Source organism: Candidatus Wallbacteria bacterium, assembly GCA_028687545.1.
GTDB lineage: Bacteria > Muiribacteriota > JAQTZZ01 > JAQTZZ01 > JAQTZZ01 > JAQTZZ01.
This window is the reverse complement of sequence record JAQTZZ010000012.1, coordinates 37,688-58,599: the sequence shown is the minus strand read 5'-3', so window position 1 is coordinate 58,599 and position 20,912 is coordinate 37,688. Positions and strand designations below refer to the sequence as shown.

Below are 20,912 nucleotides of genomic sequence, written 5' to 3'. Positions count from 1 at the left end.
AATGAATATAGAGCGCCTTAGGAATCATGGCGTAGTTTTTTTCTCATGAAAATCGAGCTGAAGGAATACAGAACTGTACGGATAGAGTTCCAATCCAGAGGCTGCAGGTAAAGCAGCCTTAACCCTGAGCACAGTTCGGAAAATTTCCTGCCATAGCTTCGGTAGAGGAAAACCTGGGAATTGAGCGCTTCTCTTTTCTTTTCCAGGTCCCTGCTTTTTTCCAGGAGCAGGTAACAGGATCTCGCTCTGGCGAAGTGCCCTGCTTTCAGGAATATCCCGCCTGCCTCTCTGCAGTAGTCTTCGTCCGTAAATTCCGGCTGTGAGGAGAGGAACCTGGCTGCAACGAAAATTTTTCCTGTCAGCCATAAAGCCGAAAGCAGCGGCCTGATCTGGCCATACTCACCGGCCTGGCCGAAACCCTCGTAAAGCGCGATCAGCTCTTCCAGGCGGCCTGATTTCAGAAGCAGGGAAGCCCGCCTCTCAAAATTTTCCGGGTCCTGGATTTTTTTCAGATGCCTGTATGCCTGGTAAAATTTGCCTGCAGCTTCCAGGATATCAGCAGCCCTGAGCTGAAAATCACTTTTATTCAATTTTTTCAGATGAAGCAGGGCTTCTGCGTAATTTCCAAGATTCTGATGTTGAAGGGAGAGGTATTCCTGCAGGCGCAGTTTGAAACTCTCCCTGAGTTCAGCCGGTAGAGTCTCGTCCATGCTGAGTTCAGACCAGGCCAGTTTCAGCTTGTCTGTTTCTCCAAGCTGCCTGTATATTTCGGCAAGTGTCATGAGCAGGCTGGAGTCAGATCCGTTTTCCAGAAACCATTCTCCGATTCCGCAGGCTTCCTTAAGCCTTCCCAGCCTGGTAAGGCTTTCAGTCAGGATTTTCACGTCTTCTGCACTCAGTTCCCCTGCCTGCTGCAGCAGAGTCACTGTCTCCTCATATTTTCCGGATTTAAATCTGAGACCTGCCAGGATGGAAATTGCTTTCTGGTCCGAACTTCGGGAAAGAAGGTGGGAATACAGGGCTTCCACCCTGTCTTCCTGATGCAGGCTCAGATAATACTCCTGCAATCTAAGGGCAAGTGCAAGAGTCGGGGCAAGTTCAAACACCCTCTCCAGGCGCAGGTGATATTCACTGTCAGTCAGTTTTTCAGGATCAGACTGATAGGAAAATTTTTTCTCAAAGGCGGATTCCACTGATTCGTCCCTGAAAAATGAAGTGGAGAAATTGTCGCAGAAAAAGCAGAGCGGATATCCTGATGGATCAGACTCCAGATGCGCCATTCTGAGCCGTTCCGCAGCTTCCCCGTGCCAGAGGGAGGCAAACGAATCCCTGCTGAGGTTCCCCAGCTGCAATGTCAGCCCATTGTCCCTGCAGCAGACAGTCAGGCTGCCGTCCACATGCACTGTGGGATAAAGAAATGGCGAAATGCAGGGGGGCCGGTTCCTGTATAAATAAAGATCAGTCCTGACTTTTTTGTAAAAGGGGAGATCAACGATTTCATGATCAGGAAGAATCTCGTATGATTCGGGGTAAAACTGCCTGTCAGCCGGAAATCTGGACAGCAGATCCCTGGCTGAATTGAAGCGGCGGCTGGACTGCTCCTGAGGCGAAAGCCTGGCTTCCCTGACTATGATGGAATTGTCGCTGGAGTGATTGATTTCGAATCCAAGCGACCAGTTCTGCTTCAGCTTTTCCAGATAGCTTCTGAAATGGAAATAGAAATCAGGGACTTGCTGCTCGTTTTCCGGGAGCACCAGGAACTGGAAAGCAGCATGCAGCCTGGGCCCTATGGCCAGTTCAGCTTTGCGCTTCAGGAAATATTTCGCATTGTCAAAGGCAGCCTTGAAATGATCGGCCTTTTTGATGCTCAGATATGTTTCCTGGCTCATGGCGTCCAGAGAGAAGACTACAGAAACTTTCTTCTTCCAGTCCCTGATTATTTCCATGAATCTGTCTATTTTCTGCTGATCGAACAGCACTCCATTGGTGTTGAAAGTGAGCACCCTGAAAAAATTACGCTTCCTGTCAAAATTCCTGATGGTTTCTATGAAATGCAGGAAATCAGGATGCAGGAGCGGCTCTCCGACCCAGCAGAGCATCAGGTTGTCGAAATCCTGGTCTTGGCAATTCTGCAGGATGTCTTCAAAGACCTGCCTGGGCATGTCCCCTGCCAGAGGCACGCCGCAGGCTTCCCTGTCCTGCAGCACTGAAGGCCTGCACATGTAGCAGGTCAGGTTGCAGCGGTCAGTGATGCCGATCTGCAGGTTGGGAAGTACCTGTAATTTCATTAGGAGAAGATAGCATTTAAAGGTGTTTGATTCAACCCGAACAAATATCCAGAATGGCTATGTAGTCGTATTCTCCAGCACAGGCAGGCCGGTCGGCTCTTCTTTCATTTCATATGTCCGGCCGCATTCTTCCCAGTCGCCTATCCAGAGGCCGCCGAGGTACTTGGCTGCCCTGTAAAGCCTGAACCAGACTTTGTCGTTTTCGTATTTCACGCGGCAGGTGGTGCGGATGGTTTCCTTCATTGTGACTTCGCATTCCACTACTTCCTTGATGTTGCCGCCGACATTCATGCTCACAGGTGAACCTACTTTTTTTACAGTTCCGCTTTTGAAATTGGCAGTCAGGGAAACTTCCATCATCATGTAGTAACGAGTACTCTTTTCGAAAGTCTCTTCGATCTGTTTCCAGAAAGTATTGACCACTTCTCTGGAAAGCTCTTCACCCTTTCGATAGACATAGCCTGAATCGGCATATCCATAGCCAGGGAACAGAGTGCCTGTCTGTTCACGGCCGGCTTTTTTGAATTCGATGATCCGGTCAGCGATCAGGTTGAGCGGTGCGCGCTTTTCAAGGCATTCGTGGATGTCAGGCCTGTTGTAAAAGCTCACGAATTGATCGTAGGTTGAGGAATCCCCTTTTTCCAGGTCTGAGATGATTGCGCCGGAGATCGAGTCTGCTTCTGCGTTGAGGGAATCGAGGGTTTTCTCGATCTCAGCCTGCGGCTTCTGCTGGTACAGCATTTCCGTGTAGCCGAAACAATGATCGATAAAAGTGAATACTTTAGTGTCTAGTGTGCTGTCTGCTGAAAAAACCGGGGTAAAAAGAAAAATGACTGCTAAGAGCAGAACCGTAGCCTTGTTCATCCTTATCCTCCATACTGCAACACAAAATACTACTAATACATCTTATACACTGCGGTTCAATTAAAATTATATCCGGCTGCGAAAAATAAATCAAGAAAAATTTGCACGGATTTCTGATTGTGAGAATATCAAGTGTCACAGCCATCAGGTCACAGAACCTTAAAATTGACGCCGTCCAGGAAAAATGCTAACTTGTTTTAATGGACAGCAAGAAGCTTTCTGCCTGTATTTCTACTTACCTCGCATTCGGGGGATTCCTGCTTTTGATGGCTTTCCTCAACTCGGACATCGCTGTTTCCCCATTGCTGTATTTTTTCCTGATCATTCCCCTTGTTTTGTGCTCCAGATACTTCCATAGAAAAGGTTTCAGCAACGCGCTCATCATCAATGCATTGATTTCGCTGAATGCGATTACGATTTATTTTTCCTTTGATAAAACCGGTACAGGTGACACGGTCTGGTACAATTCATTCCAGTGTCTGGCTAAAAAGGAAATCTGGCTGGAAAAACCTGGTCTGCTGACGATTTACATCATCTTCTTCGCTGTCGGATACATCACTTACCGCGTGGCTGTCGAAGCTGAGGAAAACCGCTTGTCGTCCAACAGCAAGGCCTCCAGCGAAAGACTCCTCAAAAGCGAGATGCAGAAACTGGAGGATGTCAACAAACAGATTGCCGGGCAGATCAAGGTCTTGTCCGACGACGCCAAGAACGCCAGAGTCAAGCTGACTGTCAGGATTGAGAATCTGAAAAACATCACTACCAGCATTGTCAAATCACTAAACACTCCGGAAGTAATCACCCAGGTATTGAATGCCTGCAAGTCTCTGTTGGCGGCTGACAAGGCTGCAGTATTCCTCGAAGCTAAAAATGCCAATGCCCTGGAACTCGGAGACTGCTTTGGATATGAGCCAGGCAGGATCAAATTCATCGATAAGAATCAGGGTATGGTGAAATGGGTAATTGAGAATAAAAAGATGGTCACCACAGATGATATCCGCCGGAATTACCAGCTGGCTGACCTGCTCAAGGCCGACAAGTTCCCGATGACTGTCTGCTCACCTCTGTTTTTCGGCAAGGACAAAGTGGGGGGCATTCTGGCCTTTGAACGCGTCAAGGCAGTTTCAGAGGAACCTCAGGCAGAGAAGAAGAAAGAATTGAAAAAAGGAGATTCCGGACCTGAACCTGAACTTTCTGAAGACGACCTGCGCATGATCGGAATTCTTACGGACGTAGCTTCTCTCGCCATCCAGAACGCCACCTTCCACGAAAAATCCCTGACCATGGCTGACCAGCCCTTTGACAAGATCGAGGACCCTGAAGTCAAAAAAGAGAAAATGTACAAGATCGGGAAAACATACGAAGAGAATGAAATGTATGATGGAGCGATTGAGATCTATGAAGCGATCATGAAGATCGACCCCAACTACCGCGACATCCCGAAGAAGCTCAACAGACTGCGCGATTTGCTGGCCATCCAGATGGAATATAAAAACATGAATCTGTCCGAAGGCCTGAATAAGAAGTTCAAAAATTTCCAGAAGATAGGCATCGGGGGAATGGGAATCGTATACAAGGCTCTTGACCTCGCACGCAATCAGACAGTAGCCATCAAGGTGATCGCTGAGAAGTACAGGAACAATCAGAAGACCATCCGCCGCTTCATCAAGCGCGACGGTCTGGCTGCCAAAAGGCTCGACCATCCCGGCATCGTCAAGGTCTTCGAGGTGGTGGAAGGCGACATGCCCTACATTGTGATGGAATATGTCGAGGGTGAAAGCTTCAGAAAGATCCTGGACCGCCTTGGCCGGATCCAGCCGCTGTATGTCAAGCGGATTGCGCTCCAGGTGGGTGAAGCACTGGCATATGCCCACAGCAACAACATCATCCACAGGGATATCAAACCCGACAACATCATGCTGCATCAGAACCGCATCATCAAAATCATGGATTTCGGCCTGGCCAAGATTCTGGATGTTTCCTCAATGACCGAAACAGGCGAGGTGTTCGGCACTCTATATTATATGCCTCCAGAGCAGCTGAGAGGAGGCGAAATCACTGAAGGTACAGACATCTATGCGCTGGGAGTGACGCTCTACGAATTCCTGACTGGAACTTTGCCTTTCAAGGGTAACAATCCTGAGCAGGTGATGTACAAGATTTTCAACACACTGCCGCCGCCGCCGTCCAAAATCGTACCTGAACTTCCACCTGAACTGGACCGGATCGTGATGAAGGCAATTGAAAAAGAAGTTGACAAACGCTACCAGAGCGCTTATGAATTAATTGACGACTGCAAGGTATTGAAACTTAAAAACATAATTTAGAAGCTGTTAAAATCCGAGCCCCGCGGAAAGTTATGGCGGGACAAGAAACTCTAACATGGCAGGCATGTAAGAGCTTCTAAGCGAAGCGAGGATTTGTTACAGCTTCTTAACCCCAGAGGCGAAGCCGAGTGGGGTTTGAACTTAGTAACGGGGGAGCAATGAAAATCACTGACAAAGACAAGAATTTCCTGATGCGCTACCTGAACCTCAACGAACCCGATCTCCAGAAACTGTTTGATCATCTCAAAAGTCTGCCTGAAGACGGAGACCATAACCGCGAAGAATATGTGGCGGAACTCTGCAACAATCTGCCGGGCCGGGATGCCTATGAAATCAAGAAGATACTTCTGCACAGGCTGTTCGAGTAAGAAAAATGAACCCATCCGATAGACACCCGCAGACAGGCTTGCGGGTGTCTTTTCTTTTTAGTTCAGTTCCGCCTGGATCTGGAAGTCCCCGTTTTCCACTTCAGCATCAAGGCGGTATGGCGCGATGATCAGCTTGACCACGTTTTTTCCGAATTCCGGGATCGCAACACTCCAGCCGGTTCCGGATTTCTGTTCGACAGAGCTGGAGCCGTTTCTGCTGATCAGGATTATTTTCACCGGGTATTTATAGATTGAACTCCATTTGAGATTAAGGGTCTTCACCCTGACCGGTTCGAACAGGACATAACTTGCGCCGAGATAGTTAGGCTGCCCTACCTGGAACTGATAATTCACCGGGTACGAGGAAAATTTATTGGTGGGAAACATGGCGGGATAGCGTTTACCTTCCGTGAATTTTTCGTCCTTCAGATATAGCGCAGTTACATAATCTCCAAAAAATATCTTGAAATTCTCACCGATGGAATTGGCAAGTGCAGTAACCGGGTCATGATCAACCGCGAACTGCTCCCACAACTTGCGCACAGCTGCAGCTCCGCGCTGTTCAGACAGGAACCTGTCGAAAACACAGCCGCCGTAACTGTACTTGATCAGGCCGTAATGGGGATTCAGGAAAGGCGAGTCTGTTTCCTGCAGGTAATGGATGTAATCATTGACTTCAGTGTAGAAGAAGTCTTCAGCCCAGACAGCCGTAGATTCGGCGAACCAGAGCGGTGAATTGAATTTGAAACCGCCATACATGGCGCAGCTGGCATGAAAGAGTTCATGGGCAGCTGTGACCTCGATCCGTCCGAGTTGTTTATCCTGCAGGTCATTGTCAGTGTAATTTCCGGCAAAGTCATTCTCGATTTCCATGAAGGTGGTGTAATACTTGTCCTCGCCTGGAACGCTGAAATCCGGAGTGGTAGCTCCATAATTCTGTTCGCCCAGCTCTTTGAGATAGACCGTATACGGCAATTTTGGCGATTTCATAACCAGGGTGTTTCTGAGCACGTTAAGAGAGTTTTCCAGGCATTTTCCCACTGTGACCGCGTATTTTGGATAGTTCTTCCCGTCCGGGGCTTTTTCAGTGACATCAGGCTGAAAAATGGAATGCCTGCCGCCGATCGTGTAATTGATCACGAAATTTTCGGTGGTATACTGGAATTCCTGGATCTCCACTGTGTTCCCTTCGCGTGTAAGGCGATATGTATTACCTTTCTGCAGGGCGATAATATTAGACTGGGTTTCCGGCGAGAGATTGTTCCAGACCGCTGAGACTGCAGCGAAATATTCGGTGGCATCCTTGCCCCTTTTTTTCGGCATAAAGCTTCTGTCTGCCAGCCCGTATAATGCTTTGATCATGTTCACGAATTTTTCCTGCTCGACTGGCGGCAGATAACGGCCATCGACTGCAGAAACATCGATCTTTTTCAGGCTGGACCTCAAAAAAGCTATTTTATTGAACTTGTCCGGAAAGTCAGATGTGGCGAGTTTGACGATCAGATTTTCAAGCGGGGTTTTGAGATAGCCTAGATTGGAAGCTGAAGTTTCGCGCAGAAAGTCCTTGAGCACTTCGAAATTTCCATTGTTCGCTGAGATGAATTCTACTAATTCCTGGCCTTTCTGTTCGAGCATTCCGGCGACTGCGTCGCTCGAACGGGGCGTATTCTGGTCTTGCCATTGCAGATTTTCCAGAGATGAGATTGATTCGTAATACAGGGTTCTATACTCAGACAGCATGTCCTGGAACTGAGTGGCGGAAATCGCGAAGGCTGGCAGCAGGAAAAAAAGCAGAATCTGTTTCATGAATCTACCTCTCAGGATTTTCAGGCAAGATTAATAATTCAATTATAGCCGGAACAGGTGGATGTTCAAGAAAAATTCCTGATTCCAGGAAAATGATTCATCAAAAAATCATTCCGATTGAATTGTGAGACTGAAGCTAATTTATTGCTGCTGACAGTTTGATGCAGTGAGGAAATCCTTCAGAAATTCGTCCCACTCTGTCTCGGCAGCGAAATCTGTATTCAGATAATCCTTGAGAAGTGAGGATTTATCACATTTAGTGAAAATGCTGAGTCCGTGACCGACATTAGCCTCTTTTCCAGCGTCCTGAGAAGTCTTAAAATACACAACGGTTCTTTCCAGAGCAGTCCGAACATTCCAGGCCGCAGTTCTGATGTTGCTGGAAGCAGCGTTATTGTAAAAAAGCCCGCACAAGTCATCAATATCAGCATACATCGGCTGAGCATAACTGGTATAGTTCTGAGCCTCCTTCATGGCTTTGCTGATTGCTGCCAGATCGGTTTTCAGGTCTACACGGAGTGCATGTGAGAGAACATTAAGTGACCCTACGAGTGAAGATTCCCCGCCGAGATAGAAGCGGGAACAATCGATCAGGCTGACGATAAAGCCGGGAGCATAGCTAGTCACACCATTCAAGGAATCGTTAGTCATAGACTGGCTGGTTACTAATTCAAAGTAACCGTCGACGATCCGCTTCCCGATCTCTGCGCCTGTGATCTGAGGATTTTTGTTGATGTCAGGGAATTGCTGGGCCAGTAAAAATGAAAGCCCTCCGCGTACGACAGCTTCGGAGGCTACGATATACTCTACATTGCGAGAAAACTGGTTGATGGCTTCCACATTACCCATCAGGCAGGCGTTTAGAACTATTAAACTGACTTTTCCTCTGCCTGAGTTCTTGGAAAGATACTTGGCAAACTGATTCATTTCGGCAGCATCTATCGAAGAGGAATAGTTGCTTTCCGGATCATAGCACATGTTTTTACTGTCCAGCCTGCAGTTTTTGATGCTTTTCATCATATCAATACTTCCAGATCCATGCCCGTTGAAGACAAAGCAGTAATGCTCGGCCGGTGCATTATCCAGGGTCCAGTCCACAAAGGATGTGAGACTGGCAAGATCTCCGGTGTTAATTTCCCCAAGCTCTTCTTTTGGTGAAGTGATGTTTGAGGTGTCATTGTCTTTTTGGACTATATATCTTACACTGTCGCCCTGTTCTGGGCCGTCATACTGCACTGCAATGGCTATGTTATCGCCGCTTCCGGTTTTTTCCATTTCATTGATCGTATAGTTGGTGAATTCCACCAGGTCTGAAGTGGCAGCGAAGTAGAACATGAAGGTCCAGGCTTTGGGGCTGTCCGGTTTCTCAGGTCTGTTTGTTTCAGAAGCCTGAGCGGTTTGAGAAGAGAAGTTTAGCAAGACAATAAAAATAAATAAAAAGAAAATCTTTTCAGCCATATTCCCTCCATAATCCATACATTGGCCGAAAAAGACTTCAGTAACTTATATACTATTACAGTATGCCTATTTCTATTATACCGAAAAAAGGCAGTAAAGTCAATCTGACTGGATTCTTATCCCTAGTTGCCTTCCACATATTTCTGCAACTGCCTGGGCACATACCAGTTTTCCATGTTGTGGAAGATCCAGTCCGGTCCAGGTTTTATGCCCCGGATGCGCTTGCTGACAGCGAGCAGTGTCGTGTCTGAATACATGAATGTAGCAGGCTGATCGTCGCTGACCAGCTCGTGAAATCTCTGGATCAGGCGCATCCGTTCAGCCGGGTTGAGCTCAGAGCGCATGAGGTCCAGCAAACTGTCCACTTCCGGGTTCCGGTATCCGACCAGGTTAAGGCCTGTGTTGCCTGTCTGGAGGTCGAAGATCTGGGAAGAATGGAAATACTGATACGGGTCGTCCTGCAGCAGCAATCCGGTATCTATGGCTGCGAAACTTCCTGTATACAGCAGTCTCATGAACTGCCCCAGTTCGTAATACTTACAATCTGCGATGACTCCGATTTTTTTGAGATTGGCTGCAGCGATGTCCAGTGCCAGGTAGCGATTTTTTGTGCCATGGACCACGCTGACCTCGAATGAGAATTTCCGGCCTTCCTGCTCCAGAATCCCGTCATTGTCTGTATCCCGCCATCCTTCCGATTCGAGCAGCCTCCGGGCAGTGTCGGGTGAATACGGCCAGGGGTCAAGTTTTTTTTCGTATTTTACATATGGGGGGGAGACGGGTCGCGCAGGGACATAGGCATAGCCATGGAAAATGTCGTTGACGATCGCCTGACGGTCGATGGCCATAGTAAGCGCCCTTCTGACCCGCGGACTTTTAAAAAGTGGATTGCGGCAGTTATAGCAGAGGGAATTGAAATAGGTGTTGTATTGATGGATTGTGTACTTGTTCAGAAAATCAGGCTCTTCGGCCTGATTCAAATACTGGTCGGCAGTAAGTTCCATGATGTCGATCTCGCCCTGTTTAACCATCTGGAAAGCCATGGTGAAGTCAGCCACGTATTTGAACAGAAAACGGTCCACAAAAGGACGGCCCCTGAAATGCTGCATGTTCGCTTCGAGCAGGATATGGTCATGTGGCAGCCATTCCACGAAACGGAACGGGCCGGTGCCTACAGGCTGCAGATTCGGGTCCAGGCTCCTGTTGTCATAGACGTGTCTGGCTACGATCGCATTAGTCCAGAGGGAGATGGCGTCCGGATTCGGCAGCTTGTATTTGACTTTTAAATCAAATTTACCTTGAACTTCGATCGTATCCACCATTGAAAAGCTGAAACGCAGTCTGGAGCGAGTGTCTGGGTCCATGATCTTCTGATAGGTGAAAACAACGTCGTCAGTGGTGAATTCCTCTCCGTCATGCCATTTGACGTCTTTTCTGAGATGGAAAGACGCCTGCTTCCCGTCTGAGCTGACTTCAAAGGTTTCAGCCAGAGAGGGTTTAAGCTCAAGCCGCTCGTCTAAATTCACCAGACCATTGAAAATCCAGAGGCAGACCAGCCGGGAATAGAGATCATCGCAGATCAGCGGATTGAGCACTACTGCATCGGCATCCATGTGGAAGACGATTGTATCGCCGTAATCCACACTTTCGACTTCCTCTGTAGTCGGCGGGGGCACTGCTGCAGGTAGTGAAAGGGAAACGTTATCTGAAACAATTTTCCGGTTTCCGCAGCCTGAGATCAGGAACAGGAAAAGCGGGATTGCAATAAGTCTGAAGTACATTCATTGATTATAATATTTCAGGAGAGTTTGATTCAAGAAAATCAGGGGAAAATTGAAGTGTTGTCAGGCTTGGGTTAAAATAAAGTGATTTCGGGAAGGCTGGGAATAATGGTAAATATCATTATTATACTTTTCAAAGCTGCCGGAGCTTTAGTCCTCATGCTGTTCGGCTGGGGATTTATCAACAGCCCCTCCGCTTCCAGCAATGGAAGGATCAATATCGATACTGCCTCGTCAGCTCAGACAGAAAAACCGGATAACGACAAGTGTTGATTTTAATATCGACAAAAGAGAAGATTTCTACGGGATCCTCGAAAGATGGTTTTGGAAATTAGAATTTATCAAACAAAGTGGTTACCGGTCCGAGATGAATTCCTTGTAATTGCAGCCTGAATCCATTACCTTATAACAGAATTTCACACATTTCCGGATTTCCTCGTAGGTGCCCTGTTTTGACTGCTAAGCAGGTATACGAGGCAAAGATGATGGAAATGGAGGAAAAAAACCAAACCCGGAGGAACAGAATGGCATCCAATGTACTGATGAAGCATCTGCTCGAAGCGGGCGTGCATTTCGGGCACCAGACGAGGCGCTGGCATCCCAAAATGAGCCGCTACATTTTCACTGAACGCAACGGCATTCACATCATCGACCTGCAGAAGACCGTAAAGAACCTGCAGAAAGCTCTCAAATTCGTGCGTGACATCACCCACGACGGAGGCAAAGTCCTGTTCGTGGGCACCAAGAAGCAGGCCAAGAGCTCCATCACAGAAGAAGCCAACAGGGCAGGGATGCCTTTTGTTGAGCAGCGCTGGCTGGGTGGAACGCTCACTAATTTCAAGACCATCAAAAAAAGAATCGAATACTACAATAAGCTTGACGATGCTGAGAAGAGCGGTGGCATTGATCAGATGCACAAGAAGCAGCAGGCTGTCGTCAGAAAAGAGCTCTTCAGGCTGCGCAAGTTCTTCGGAGGCATCAAGAGTCTCTCCGGTCTGCCGCAGGCAATTTTTGTCGTTGACATCAAGCGCGAAGAAAACGCGGTGATGGAAGCCAGGAAAATCGGCATACCTGTGATCGCCATTGTGGACACCAATTGCGAGCCGGATAAAGTCGATTATGTGATTCCTGGTAATGACGACGCCATCAGAGCAGTGAAGCTGATCACCGGCTATATCGCGGACGCCTGCATCGAAGGACGCGAAGGAAAAGGCGGCGAGGATACCGAGGATGGCGAGAACGAGAGGGAGGGTGAAAATGGGTAAGGCGATCGAAGCCAATGCTGTAAAAGAACTCCGTGAAAAAACCGGTGTCGGTTTCATGGATTGCAAGAAAGCCCTCGTCGAGTCCGATGGAGATGTCGAAAAAGCGATCGAAATATTGAGAAAAAAGGGCATTGCCAAGGCTGAAAAGAGAGCCGACAGGGCCGCCAACGAAGGTTTCGTGGGATCGTATATCCATCTCGACGGAAAGATCGGCGTGATGGTGGAGATCAACTGTGAGACGGATTTTGTGGCACGCACCGATGAATTCAGGGCTCTGGCCAAGGACATTGCGATGCACATCGCAGCCTCCAACCCGAAATTCGTGAGTTCCGACGAAATCCCGGTCGATGTTCTGGAAAAGGAGAAGGAAATTTTCCGGGCCCAGCTCCAGGACAACAAGAAACCGGCCAACATCATCGATAAGATCGTGGAAGGCAAGATCACGAAATATTTCGAGGAAATCTGTCTCCTGGAACAGCCGTTTGTGAAAGAGCCGGAAAAGAAGGTCAAGGACCTGATTTTTGAAAAAGTGGCCAAAGTCGGCGAGAATATTAAAATCGGAAGGTTCACCAGGATCCAGATCGGGAACCGCTGATGGAACTGAAGCGAATCCTTTTAAAGATCAGCGGAGAAGCGCTGGGAGCAGAAAGAGGGGAGGGAATCTCCCCTCTTTTTTTGAATCAGCTGGCTCAGGAGATTTCGGAAGTTGTGAAGAGGGGCATTCAGGTCGGGATCGTCGTTGGAGGCGGCAATTTCTGGCGTGGAGCATGCGCCGAATCTTCAGGAATGGACCGCGTTGTAGCAGACCATATCGGAATGCTGGCCACACTCATGAATTCCCTGGCTCTGCAGGAAACCCTGGAACGATACGACATGTCAACCAGGGTGATGACTGCGATCGAAGTCAATAAAGTCTGTGAACCCTATATCAGGCGCAAAGCGCTCAGTTACCTTGAAAAAGGGATAGTCTGCATCTTCGCCTGTGGCCTGGGCTCACCGTATTTTACCACCGATACTGCAGCTGTGCTGCGTGCCATCGAAATCAAGGCTGACGGCATTCTCAAAGCCACCAAGGTGGAAGGCGTCTATGACATGGACCCTCTCAAGTTCAAGGAAGCAAAGATGTATTCGGAACTGACCTTCCAGGAAGCAATCGACAGAAAGCTTAAAGTCATGGACACCACCGCGTTCACTCTCTGCCAGGAGAACAGCCTGCCCATAGTGGTGTTCAATCTCAAGAAAGGCAACATTCTCAGGATAATATCCGGTGAAAAAATCGGCAGTATTGTAAGGAGGTAGTCATGTTGAAAGGTATCTATCATGAAATGGAAGACAAATCCAAGAAAACAGTGGAAGCAATCGAAAAGGAATATATGAACATCAGGACCGGACGAGCAAATCCGGCGCTCCTGCATCAGGTGAAGGTGGATTATTACGGCAGTCCCACTCCGATCAACCAGCTCGCCGGCATCGGAGCTCCCGAACCGAGACTCTTAGTAGTCAATCCATACGATAAAGGGATAATCAAGGAGATTGAAAAAGCGATCACAGCCGCCAATCTCGGTGTGACTCCGGCTTCAGACGGGAAGACGATCAGAGTGTCGATTCCTGCCCTGACCGAAGAGCGCAGAAAAGACCTGGTGAAGCAGGTTTCCAAGAAGAATGAGGAAGCCAAGGTGGGCATCCGTAACATCAGGCGTACTTATATCGAGAAGATCAAGGACCTGGAAAAAAAATCAGAGATTACTGAAGACGATCAGAAAAAGGGTACCGACGAGATCCAGAAACTGACGGATAAATACATTGCAGTGCTCGAGTCTGTATGCGAAAACAAGAAAAAGGAAATCATGGAATTCTGATCCATTTGACTGAGGTTCCATGGGAACTGAAAACGAATTGATGAGCGAACTGAGCCGGGCAGGGACCAACCTGCCCCGCCATATCGCCATTATCATGGATGGTAATGGCCGCTGGGCCAAAAAGCGCTTCCTGCCGCGCATCGTGGGACATCAGGAGGGAGTCAAGTCCGTCCGGATGGCGGTGGAAACAGCCGGCAAGCTTGGAATCCAGTATCTCTCCCTTTATGCCTTCTCCACAGAAAACTGGTCACGTCCTAAGGATGAAGTCAATGGTCTGATGACTTTGCTAAGGGATTATCTGCGTCGAGAAGTGAAAAAGCTGAAGAAAAACAATGTCAGGTTGTCCGCTGTCGGCAGAACCCATGAATTACCCGCTGAGTCGGAAAAAGAGCTTAGAAAAGCGATTGCGGAAACCAGGGATTGCGGAGGGCTGAATCTGGTGCTGGCGCTGAATTACAGCGGCAAGACTGAAATCCTCGACGCAGTAAACAAAGCACTGGAGCAGGTCACTGCCGGGCCACTTTCTGAGTCTAAATTCAAGAGCTTCTTCTACCTGCCTGAACTTCCGGATGTGGACCTGCTGATCCGCACGAGCGGCGAGATGCGCATCTCCAATTTCATGCTCTGGCAGTGCGCCTACAGCGAAATCTATGTCACGCCGCGATTCTGGCCTGAATTCAGGAAAATCGATTTTCTGCGCGCGATCCAGGAGTACACCAAGCGCGAACGCCGCTACGGCGGGGTCTGAGATGAAACGACTGCTCACCGGTCTTTTCTGCGCAGTTGTTTTCATCGGGATAGCCTCTTTCCTCCCGACAGGATTCGAATGGCTCTGGGCTGCAATTTTCCTGCTGGCCCTAACTGAAGGATTGACTGTGGCAGGGCTATCCGGGATCGAAAGAATCTATTTTCTGTTCTCCGGTTTTTTTCTTCTCTACACGGCAGAAGCGGTTTTCGTGAATGCCGAGATCCGCTATCTGGTGATCATCGGTGCCATCCTGATCGCACTCAATAAAAATGACCTTTTTCCAGCCCTGGAGAGGCTCAGCCTGGGTTTCTTCCTGCTGATGTACTTTTCCCTGATGAGTTGCGGAAGCGAATTGTATTACAGGCTGGGAGCCGCAAAATTTATCTGGCTGTTTTCCTTCCTCTGGTGCTATGACATCTTTGCATTTTATTTCGGCTGCTCCTTTGGACGACACAAGATCTGCCCGAGGATCTCGCCCAAGAAATCATGGGAAGGATTTATCGCCGGGCTATCCGGAACTTTCATTGTGGAATTCGCGGTTGCCAGTCATTTTTTTGGCACAGGCGTTTTCACTGTTTCAGTTCTAGCGATAATCGCTTCTGTGATCGGGCATACAGGCGACATCTTCGAATCAGCCTGGAAGCGGCGGGCGAATCTCAAAGACTCATCCAGTATCCTTCCAGGACATGGCGGGGTCTGGGACCGCATCGACGGGGCGATTCTTGTTCTGCCTGCGTTTCTGTTCGTAATGCAGTACTTTGAAATTTAACTGACATTAATCAGTTTCATTTAATCGCATATGCACTGCAAGAAGTTGGTATGTTAGTATGTTTGTAAGTTGGTATGTTGGAGAATTCGTATTAGATACTGAATACAGTCTATTAGTCCCTGATTATTCGCAAAATTTCTTGACATGGCTAGCTAGCTTTAATAAAATAGCTCATGCCATAGGGCCCATAGCTCAGTTGGCAGAGCTCCCGGCTCATAACCGGGTGGTCCCAGGTTCGACCCCTGGTGGGCCCACCAGGTTAACCAAGCCAAAGCTCAGTAAGGTGAGCATTGCCATATCGTTGGTTCCAGGTTGTCACAAATACCTGGATGCGAAAAGGTAAGCAAAAGACTCAGAATTGTTGATGATGCCCAATGCGTTTTCCACCAGTCTGCTCAAAAAAGTCTGGATGCGAGGCGCGCGAGAACGATGGAGGGAGCTGTACTAAACGTACAGCGACCGACTGAGTTCGAGGGCAACGAAGCAGACAGGCTTTTTTCAGCAGACTGAGCCCCCATCGTCTAGGGGCCTAGGACACAGGCCTTTCAAGCCTGCGACAGGAGTTCGAATCTCCTTGGGGGCACCAAATATTAAAAACCGTAGTGTTGTAAAATCCTTTCAGAGGATTTTGCATCAGCTACGGTTTTTTATTTACAGATCAAAGGACCTTTCTTTGACAAAATCCCAAAAATTGATAGAATTTCAGAAAGTTTTAGAGATTCCACAATAAGGCTGGTTCATGACCTGGGAAGAACTGAAAAAACTGCTCGCGGATCCCAAACCTGAAACAAGGAAAAAGGCTCTCGACACAATCGCTCTGATGCAGTTCCCGGATAAAAGGAAAATATTATCCTGGTCTGCTCAGAACGACCCCAACCCAGACCTGCAGCAATACGCAAGAAGACTGCTGTCCGAGTCTGAAAAGTCACCTGATCCTCAGAATCCCGAGACGATCCTGATAGGGAACGATACCAAAGCCAAGCAGGGAATTTTGGATGCTGCGATTTCAGGCCGTGTTAAACTGCCGAAAGATCTGTTGAAGTCATTGATCCCTGTTGAAGAAGATCCGGCCGTGCTTTCCAGCCTGCTGATCCTGCTTGGACAAATTGGCGGGGAAGAAGGGATCCCGTTGCTCGCTGAACAGCTGAAACATCAGAATCCTCAAGTGAGAGCTAGTGCGATTGAGGCATTCGGATTAATAAATAATCCGGTGATAATGGAATATATTGCTCCGTTTCTGCAAGACCCGGACAGTAAGGTCAAGGCTAAGACTGCCGAATCAATGCTCAGGGGGAATCGGAAAAGAGCTCTTGAATCGTTTGAACAGATGGTAGTCGGCGATGATTCTTACCTCCTGGTATGCGGAATCGAAGCCTTGAAAGGACTGGACGACCTGGAAGCCAGAAAATTGTTCCAATTCGCAGTCAGCAGGCAGAAAGAGATGCTCAGTCAGGAGAAAACCCAGATCCGGAAAAAAGAACATGGGAAAAGCACTTTTTCGTCCGGATTCTGGAAATTATTCCCTGTTTTCAGAAAGAAAAGGCTGGATAAAAGAGAAACTGTGAACCTTTCGGGTACAGACAATGTGTTGACAAGGAGAAGACCTGAGGAAGGCGTTTCCTTGAAACTGCCTGTTCTATTGCTGGCGGTTTTATTAATTTATGCCTGCTATGGGTTCAGGAATATTTGGATTGGGGTGAATCGGGCACAAAACAATAAGGAAAAGGAATCAGTCAAAATTGATTCTGGTAATCAATCTCTGACTAAGAAGGAAAATGATACCCTGTCAGGTGATTCTATAGAAAACATTGTGATGGCCAACTCCATTGAAATCCAGGCTGCAGAAGAAATACCGGAACCAATAGCTTTCACCGGAATTTCACGCTTCAGTGAACTGGAGCCGAATCTCAAAGGAATTGAAATTGACAGCTCAAACCATGCCTCTGTAACAAGTGAAAAAATTACTTTTTGGCCTCCGATCGATGCCAGAAAGCTCTCGGGCAGGCCGGTTTATCTGAACTGCGTGCGACTCAGCCGTAAACTGCCAGGCACTGAAGAATTGTATCTGATCGAACCCACCCAGAGTCCTGCTGCCACTTCTACCCTGTTCCAGTCGTTCTATGATACGAATGGCGGAACAGTCGAGGCGACAGGAATAGGAGCCCTGGTAAGGATCAGTGAAGAAGTTTTCGCTGACAAGAACATCTCGTTCGGGAATCTGGTCAGTGTTTACGGCCAGTTTGAATCTCTCAAAGATCTCGATACTGGAGGATTGAGCCGGACATTTTCAGTGATCAATGCTGTGGCGCTTTTTAATTCAAAACCTGACGGAATATACATTTCTACTTCAGAAACCGGCTCTGTCACTGTGCGCAATTATACTCTCGGTTTGCTTAACGGTGAACAGAAGGAATTTTATCCAGGCAGAGCCTGCGCCATAATTTCCAGATACGAGAAAGGCAGATTGATCGAAGCAGAGAAATTCAACGAAGACGGGACGCAGAAAAGTCCAAGTCAAGCGCTGCCCACTTCCGAGACCTCGATAAATTCAGAAAAACCAGATCCGGATGTTTCTGAAGAGATGAAGTTAAAAGAATGCAGATTGAATCTGACTAATTTTATGAACACGATTCCCATTTACATCCAGACCAGGGGAGAACCTCGAAATTTTCAGGATCTCAGGAATTTTGAGCTCTGCAGACTTTTCGAGAAATGTCCTGCAGGCGGAGAATACATTCTGGAAAAAAATGCGAATGGGAGTCTAAACCTGATCTGTTCGATTCATGGGCAGTTGAATCAGAAGAAATAATCAAAACTTGTGGATATTTTTTTTGGAACAGCTGGCGGACGCTACCAGAAAATGCTATCCTTTTTTAAGGCTCAGAACCTCATTTTATTGAGATAGTTAGGGAGTGATGTGAGCGGAAAGCTGGTGACACTGGTTTTCACATTTAATGAAGCGGAAAACATCGGGCAGCTGGTGACTGAATACTTCAATGCGCTGCCTGATGAAATTCTGCTGGTGGTGGACGATGATTCTCCAGACGGTACAGGCGACCGGGTGATTGCAATGCAGGATCGATTCTCCAATCTTCACCTGCTCGTCAGAAAGCAGAGGCGGGGGAGGGGGACAGCTGCAATCGAAGGCTACAGATACGCCCTGGACCACTGGGATTTTCCTTACCTTGCCTACATGGACGGCGATCTTTCCCATCCTCCTGAGACAATTGTCAGGATGCTTTCTTATCTGGATAAATATCATGTGGTGCTCGCTTCCCGTTTCAGTGGAAACGGCAGAGACCTGCGGAGCGGCCTGTTGAGAAAGCTGTTAAGCTTTGCTTCCAGCGGCTGGGTCAGAGTGCTCTTTTCCACGGACATCAAAGATCCCACCAGCGGGTTCGCTGCCTTGCGGAGAGAGGTGATCGCCGGTATTCTTCCGAATCTTAATTCCCTTGGTCCGGAGATCACTGAAGAACTGCTTTATCATTTCCTGCGCAGTAAATACAGGATCATGGAATTGCCGTATGATTTCCACGACAGAGGTGGAGGGAAATCCAAACTTGACTTTTTCAAACTGTTCCGCTGCTTAAAGGCAACAATACTGCTCAAGGCATTTGGAAGACTTTAGGGGGTGAAGTGATTTTCAGAAGCAAGGCTCCGCTTCGTCTCGGTCTCGCCGGTGGCGGTACTGATGTGCATCCCTATTCCGACATTTTCGGGGGAACTGTCCTCAATACCACGATCAGTCTGTATGCCTATGCCTCAATCGAACCGGCGGTCGGGACGATTTCCCTGAATGCAGTAGACAGGGGAGAAAAAAGCAGATTCCCTGCCTTGGAAAAACTGGAATTGAATGGAAAGCTGGATTTGATCAAAGCTGTTTATAACAGGCTGGTGGAAAGATATTCCCTTGGAAAGCAGTCGTTTGAACTTTCGACCTGCGTCGATTCTCCCCCCGGTTCAGGGCTGGGGTCTTCATCCACCCTGGTGGTGGCGATTGTCGGCGCGTTCGCAGAATGGCATAAACTGCCGCTCGGAAAATATGAGATTGCCCATCTTGCATACGAGATAGAGCGCCTCGACATGCTGATGGCCGGCGGGAAGCAGGACCATTATTCCGCCGCGTTTGGCGGATTCAATTTCATTGAATTTTCCGGTAATGACAGGGTACTGGTGAATCCATTGAGAGTCAAGGACGACTATCTGAATGAACTCCAGCATAACCTTGTGCTGTATTACACCGGGACGAGCAGGCTGTCCTCCAGGATCATCGAAGCCCAGGTCAGAAGTGTGACTGCAAATGAAGAGAAGGCGGTCCAGGCCATGCACAAGCTCAAGGAGCAGGCAGTGCTGATGAAAGAAGCCATCCTGAAAGGAAAGCTGGATGAGATCGGAGAACTGCTGAACTTCGGCTGGAAATATAAGAAAGATCTGGCTGAAGGGATCTCGAATCCCATGATCGATGAGATTTACGATGCAGCGATCAAGGCAGGAGCTACCGGTGGAAAGCTTACCGGGGCAGGAGGGGGCGGTTTCATGATATTTTATTGTCCAGCGAACAAGCGGCATCCGGTAATAGAAAGATTGAAGGAATTCGGAGGGGAGTTCAGAAGATTCCAATTCGTCGACAAGGGCCTGGAAACCTGGGCGAGCTGACCCGATGATGGAAGGTCTGATCTTGGCAGGAGGGATGGGAACCAGGCTGCAGAGCTCTGCAATGGGGCTTCCGAAACCTATGTTTCCCATTGAGGGGAAACCATTTCTCTGGTATCTGCTTAAATATCTTTCTGTCAGTGGCTTCCAGAGACTGGTGATCTCCACTGGATTCATGGCGGACCGGATCAGTGACTTTTTCGGATCCAGGCTTGACGGGACAACCATCGAATACTCTCAGGAGGAAACACCACTGGGTACCGGTGGTGCTGTCCTGCATGCTCTCCCCCTGATGCAGGGCGATTGTTTTCCTGTTTTTAATGGCGACACTTTTCTGGAGCTTGACCCCCGGAAACTTCTGCAATGGCATGTCGAGAACGGCTGTGATATCACCATTGCCCTGCGTGAGCTGCAGAATTTTGAGAGATACGGCTGCATTACCCTGACCAAGGGTAAAATGGTGGAAACTTTTTCTGAAAAAAAATCCCGGCAGTCTGGGTTGATCAATGCCGGTGTTTATGTGATGTCCAGGAAATCATTAAAGGGATTAAAGCTGCCTGAGAAATTTTCGCTGGAAACGGAGCTGCTGCAGAAAAATCCGGATCAACTGAAAATCGGCGGATTTGTTTCTCAAGGCTATTTCATCGACATCGGGGTTCAGGAGGACTACAACCGCGCCTGCAGAGAAATTCCGGGACTTCTGAATTCCGTGTGCGGACGGTGATT

The 20,912-nt window shown here is 48.2% G+C and carries 18 protein-coding genes and 2 tRNA genes; 15 read left to right on the top strand and 5 right to left on the bottom strand.

Annotated features, from left to right (window positions below; translation table 11 throughout):
- Window positions 1–17: 17 nt before the first annotated feature.
- On the bottom strand, window positions 18–2,288 hold the full coding sequence (locus PHW04_07700) for an SPASM domain-containing protein (protein ID MDD2715759.1): 2,271 nt from the start codon (window positions 2,286–2,288) through the stop codon (window positions 18–20).
- A gap of 57 nt (window positions 2,289–2,345) precedes the next feature.
- Window positions 2,346–3,152: a hypothetical protein gene (locus PHW04_07695; GenBank protein MDD2715758.1), complete on the bottom strand. Its 807-nt coding sequence runs from the start codon at window positions 3,150–3,152 to the stop codon at window positions 2,346–2,348.
- A 200-nt stretch (window positions 3,153–3,352) separates the two neighbouring features.
- Here PHW04_07695 and PHW04_07690 point away from each other — a divergent pair, with 200 nt between their 5' ends.
- Window positions 3,353–5,479: a protein kinase gene (locus tag PHW04_07690; protein MDD2715757.1), complete on the top strand. Its 2,127-nt coding sequence runs from the start codon at window positions 3,353–3,355 to the stop codon at window positions 5,477–5,479.
- A 158-nt stretch (window positions 5,480–5,637) separates the two neighbouring features.
- Complete coding sequence (locus tag PHW04_07685) at window positions 5,638–5,847, top strand: hypothetical protein (protein MDD2715756.1); 210 nt, start codon at window positions 5,638–5,640, stop codon at window positions 5,845–5,847.
- Between the two features lie 57 nt (window positions 5,848–5,904).
- On the opposite strand, the gene PHW04_07680 is transcribed toward PHW04_07685, so the two are convergent.
- The 3 genes from PHW04_07680 to PHW04_07670 all read right to left on the bottom strand — a co-directional run bounded on the left by PHW04_07680 (window position 5,905) and on the right by PHW04_07670 (window position 10,892).
- Window positions 5,905–7,653 (bottom strand): hypothetical protein, encoded by a 1,749-nt coding sequence (locus tag PHW04_07680; GenBank protein ID MDD2715755.1) that lies wholly within the window; start codon window positions 7,651–7,653, stop codon window positions 5,905–5,907.
- Window positions 7,654–7,794: 141 nt separating this feature from the next.
- On the bottom strand, window positions 7,795–9,111 hold the full coding sequence (locus PHW04_07675) for a clostripain-related cysteine peptidase (GenBank protein ID MDD2715754.1): 1,317 nt from the start codon (window positions 9,109–9,111) through the stop codon (window positions 7,795–7,797).
- A gap of 122 nt (window positions 9,112–9,233) precedes the next feature.
- Window positions 9,234–10,892, bottom strand: a complete 1,659-nt coding sequence (locus tag PHW04_07670) for an ABC transporter substrate-binding protein (protein MDD2715753.1) — start codon at window positions 10,890–10,892, stop codon at window positions 9,234–9,236.
- Window positions 10,893–11,000: 108 nt separating this feature from the next.
- Here PHW04_07670 and PHW04_07665 point away from each other — a divergent pair, with 108 nt between their 5' ends.
- The 13 genes from PHW04_07665 to PHW04_07605 all read left to right on the top strand — a co-directional run bounded on the left by PHW04_07665 (window position 11,001) and on the right by PHW04_07605 (window position 20,910).
- On the top strand, window positions 11,001–11,165 hold the full coding sequence (locus PHW04_07665) for a hypothetical protein (protein ID MDD2715752.1): 165 nt from the start codon (window positions 11,001–11,003) through the stop codon (window positions 11,163–11,165).
- Between the two features lie 251 nt (window positions 11,166–11,416).
- Window positions 11,417–12,157, top strand: coding sequence for a 30S ribosomal protein S2 (gene rpsB, locus PHW04_07660; GenBank protein ID MDD2715751.1), 741 nt, complete (start codon window positions 11,417–11,419; stop codon window positions 12,155–12,157).
- Window positions 12,150–12,752, top strand: coding sequence for a translation elongation factor Ts (gene tsf / locus PHW04_07655; GenBank protein MDD2715750.1), 603 nt, complete (start codon window positions 12,150–12,152; stop codon window positions 12,750–12,752). The genes rpsB and tsf overlap by 8 nt, the downstream gene beginning before the upstream one ends.
- Window positions 12,752–13,456 carry a UMP kinase gene (gene pyrH / locus PHW04_07650; GenBank protein MDD2715749.1) on the top strand — a complete coding sequence of 235 codons (705 nt, stop codon included), beginning with the start codon at window positions 12,752–12,754 and terminating at the stop codon, window positions 13,454–13,456. The genes tsf and pyrH overlap by 1 nt, the downstream gene beginning before the upstream one ends.
- Before the next feature lie 2 nt (window positions 13,457–13,458).
- Entirely contained in the window at window positions 13,459–14,016 is a 558-nt protein-coding gene (frr, locus tag PHW04_07645) for a ribosome recycling factor (protein MDD2715748.1), read from the top strand.
- A gap of 19 nt (window positions 14,017–14,035) precedes the next feature.
- On the top strand, window positions 14,036–14,764 hold the full coding sequence (locus PHW04_07640) for an isoprenyl transferase (GenBank protein MDD2715747.1): 729 nt from the start codon (window positions 14,036–14,038) through the stop codon (window positions 14,762–14,764).
- Window position 14,765: 1 nt separating this feature from the next.
- Window positions 14,766–15,533 (top strand): phosphatidate cytidylyltransferase, encoded by a 768-nt coding sequence (locus tag PHW04_07635; protein MDD2715746.1) that lies wholly within the window; start codon window positions 14,766–14,768, stop codon window positions 15,531–15,533.
- 181 nt (window positions 15,534–15,714) lie between these two features.
- Window positions 15,715–15,790 (top strand) — tRNA-Ile (locus tag PHW04_07630).
- Between the two features lie 253 nt (window positions 15,791–16,043).
- A tRNA-Glu gene (locus PHW04_07625) sits at window positions 16,044–16,119 on the top strand.
- A 153-nt stretch (window positions 16,120–16,272) separates the two neighbouring features.
- Entirely contained in the window at window positions 16,273–18,342 is a 2,070-nt protein-coding gene (locus PHW04_07620; GenBank protein MDD2715745.1) for a HEAT repeat domain-containing protein, read from the top strand.
- Between the two features lie 108 nt (window positions 18,343–18,450).
- Window positions 18,451–19,161, top strand: coding sequence for a glycosyltransferase (locus tag PHW04_07615; GenBank protein ID MDD2715744.1), 711 nt, complete (start codon window positions 18,451–18,453; stop codon window positions 19,159–19,161).
- A gap of 8 nt (window positions 19,162–19,169) precedes the next feature.
- On the top strand, window positions 19,170–20,189 hold the full coding sequence (locus PHW04_07610; protein MDD2715743.1) for a dehydrogenase: 1,020 nt from the start codon (window positions 19,170–19,172) through the stop codon (window positions 20,187–20,189).
- A 7-nt stretch (window positions 20,190–20,196) separates the two neighbouring features.
- Window positions 20,197–20,910, top strand: a complete 714-nt coding sequence (locus PHW04_07605; GenBank protein MDD2715742.1) for a nucleotidyltransferase family protein — start codon at window positions 20,197–20,199, stop codon at window positions 20,908–20,910.
- The last annotated feature ends 2 nt before the right edge of the window (window positions 20,911–20,912 follow it).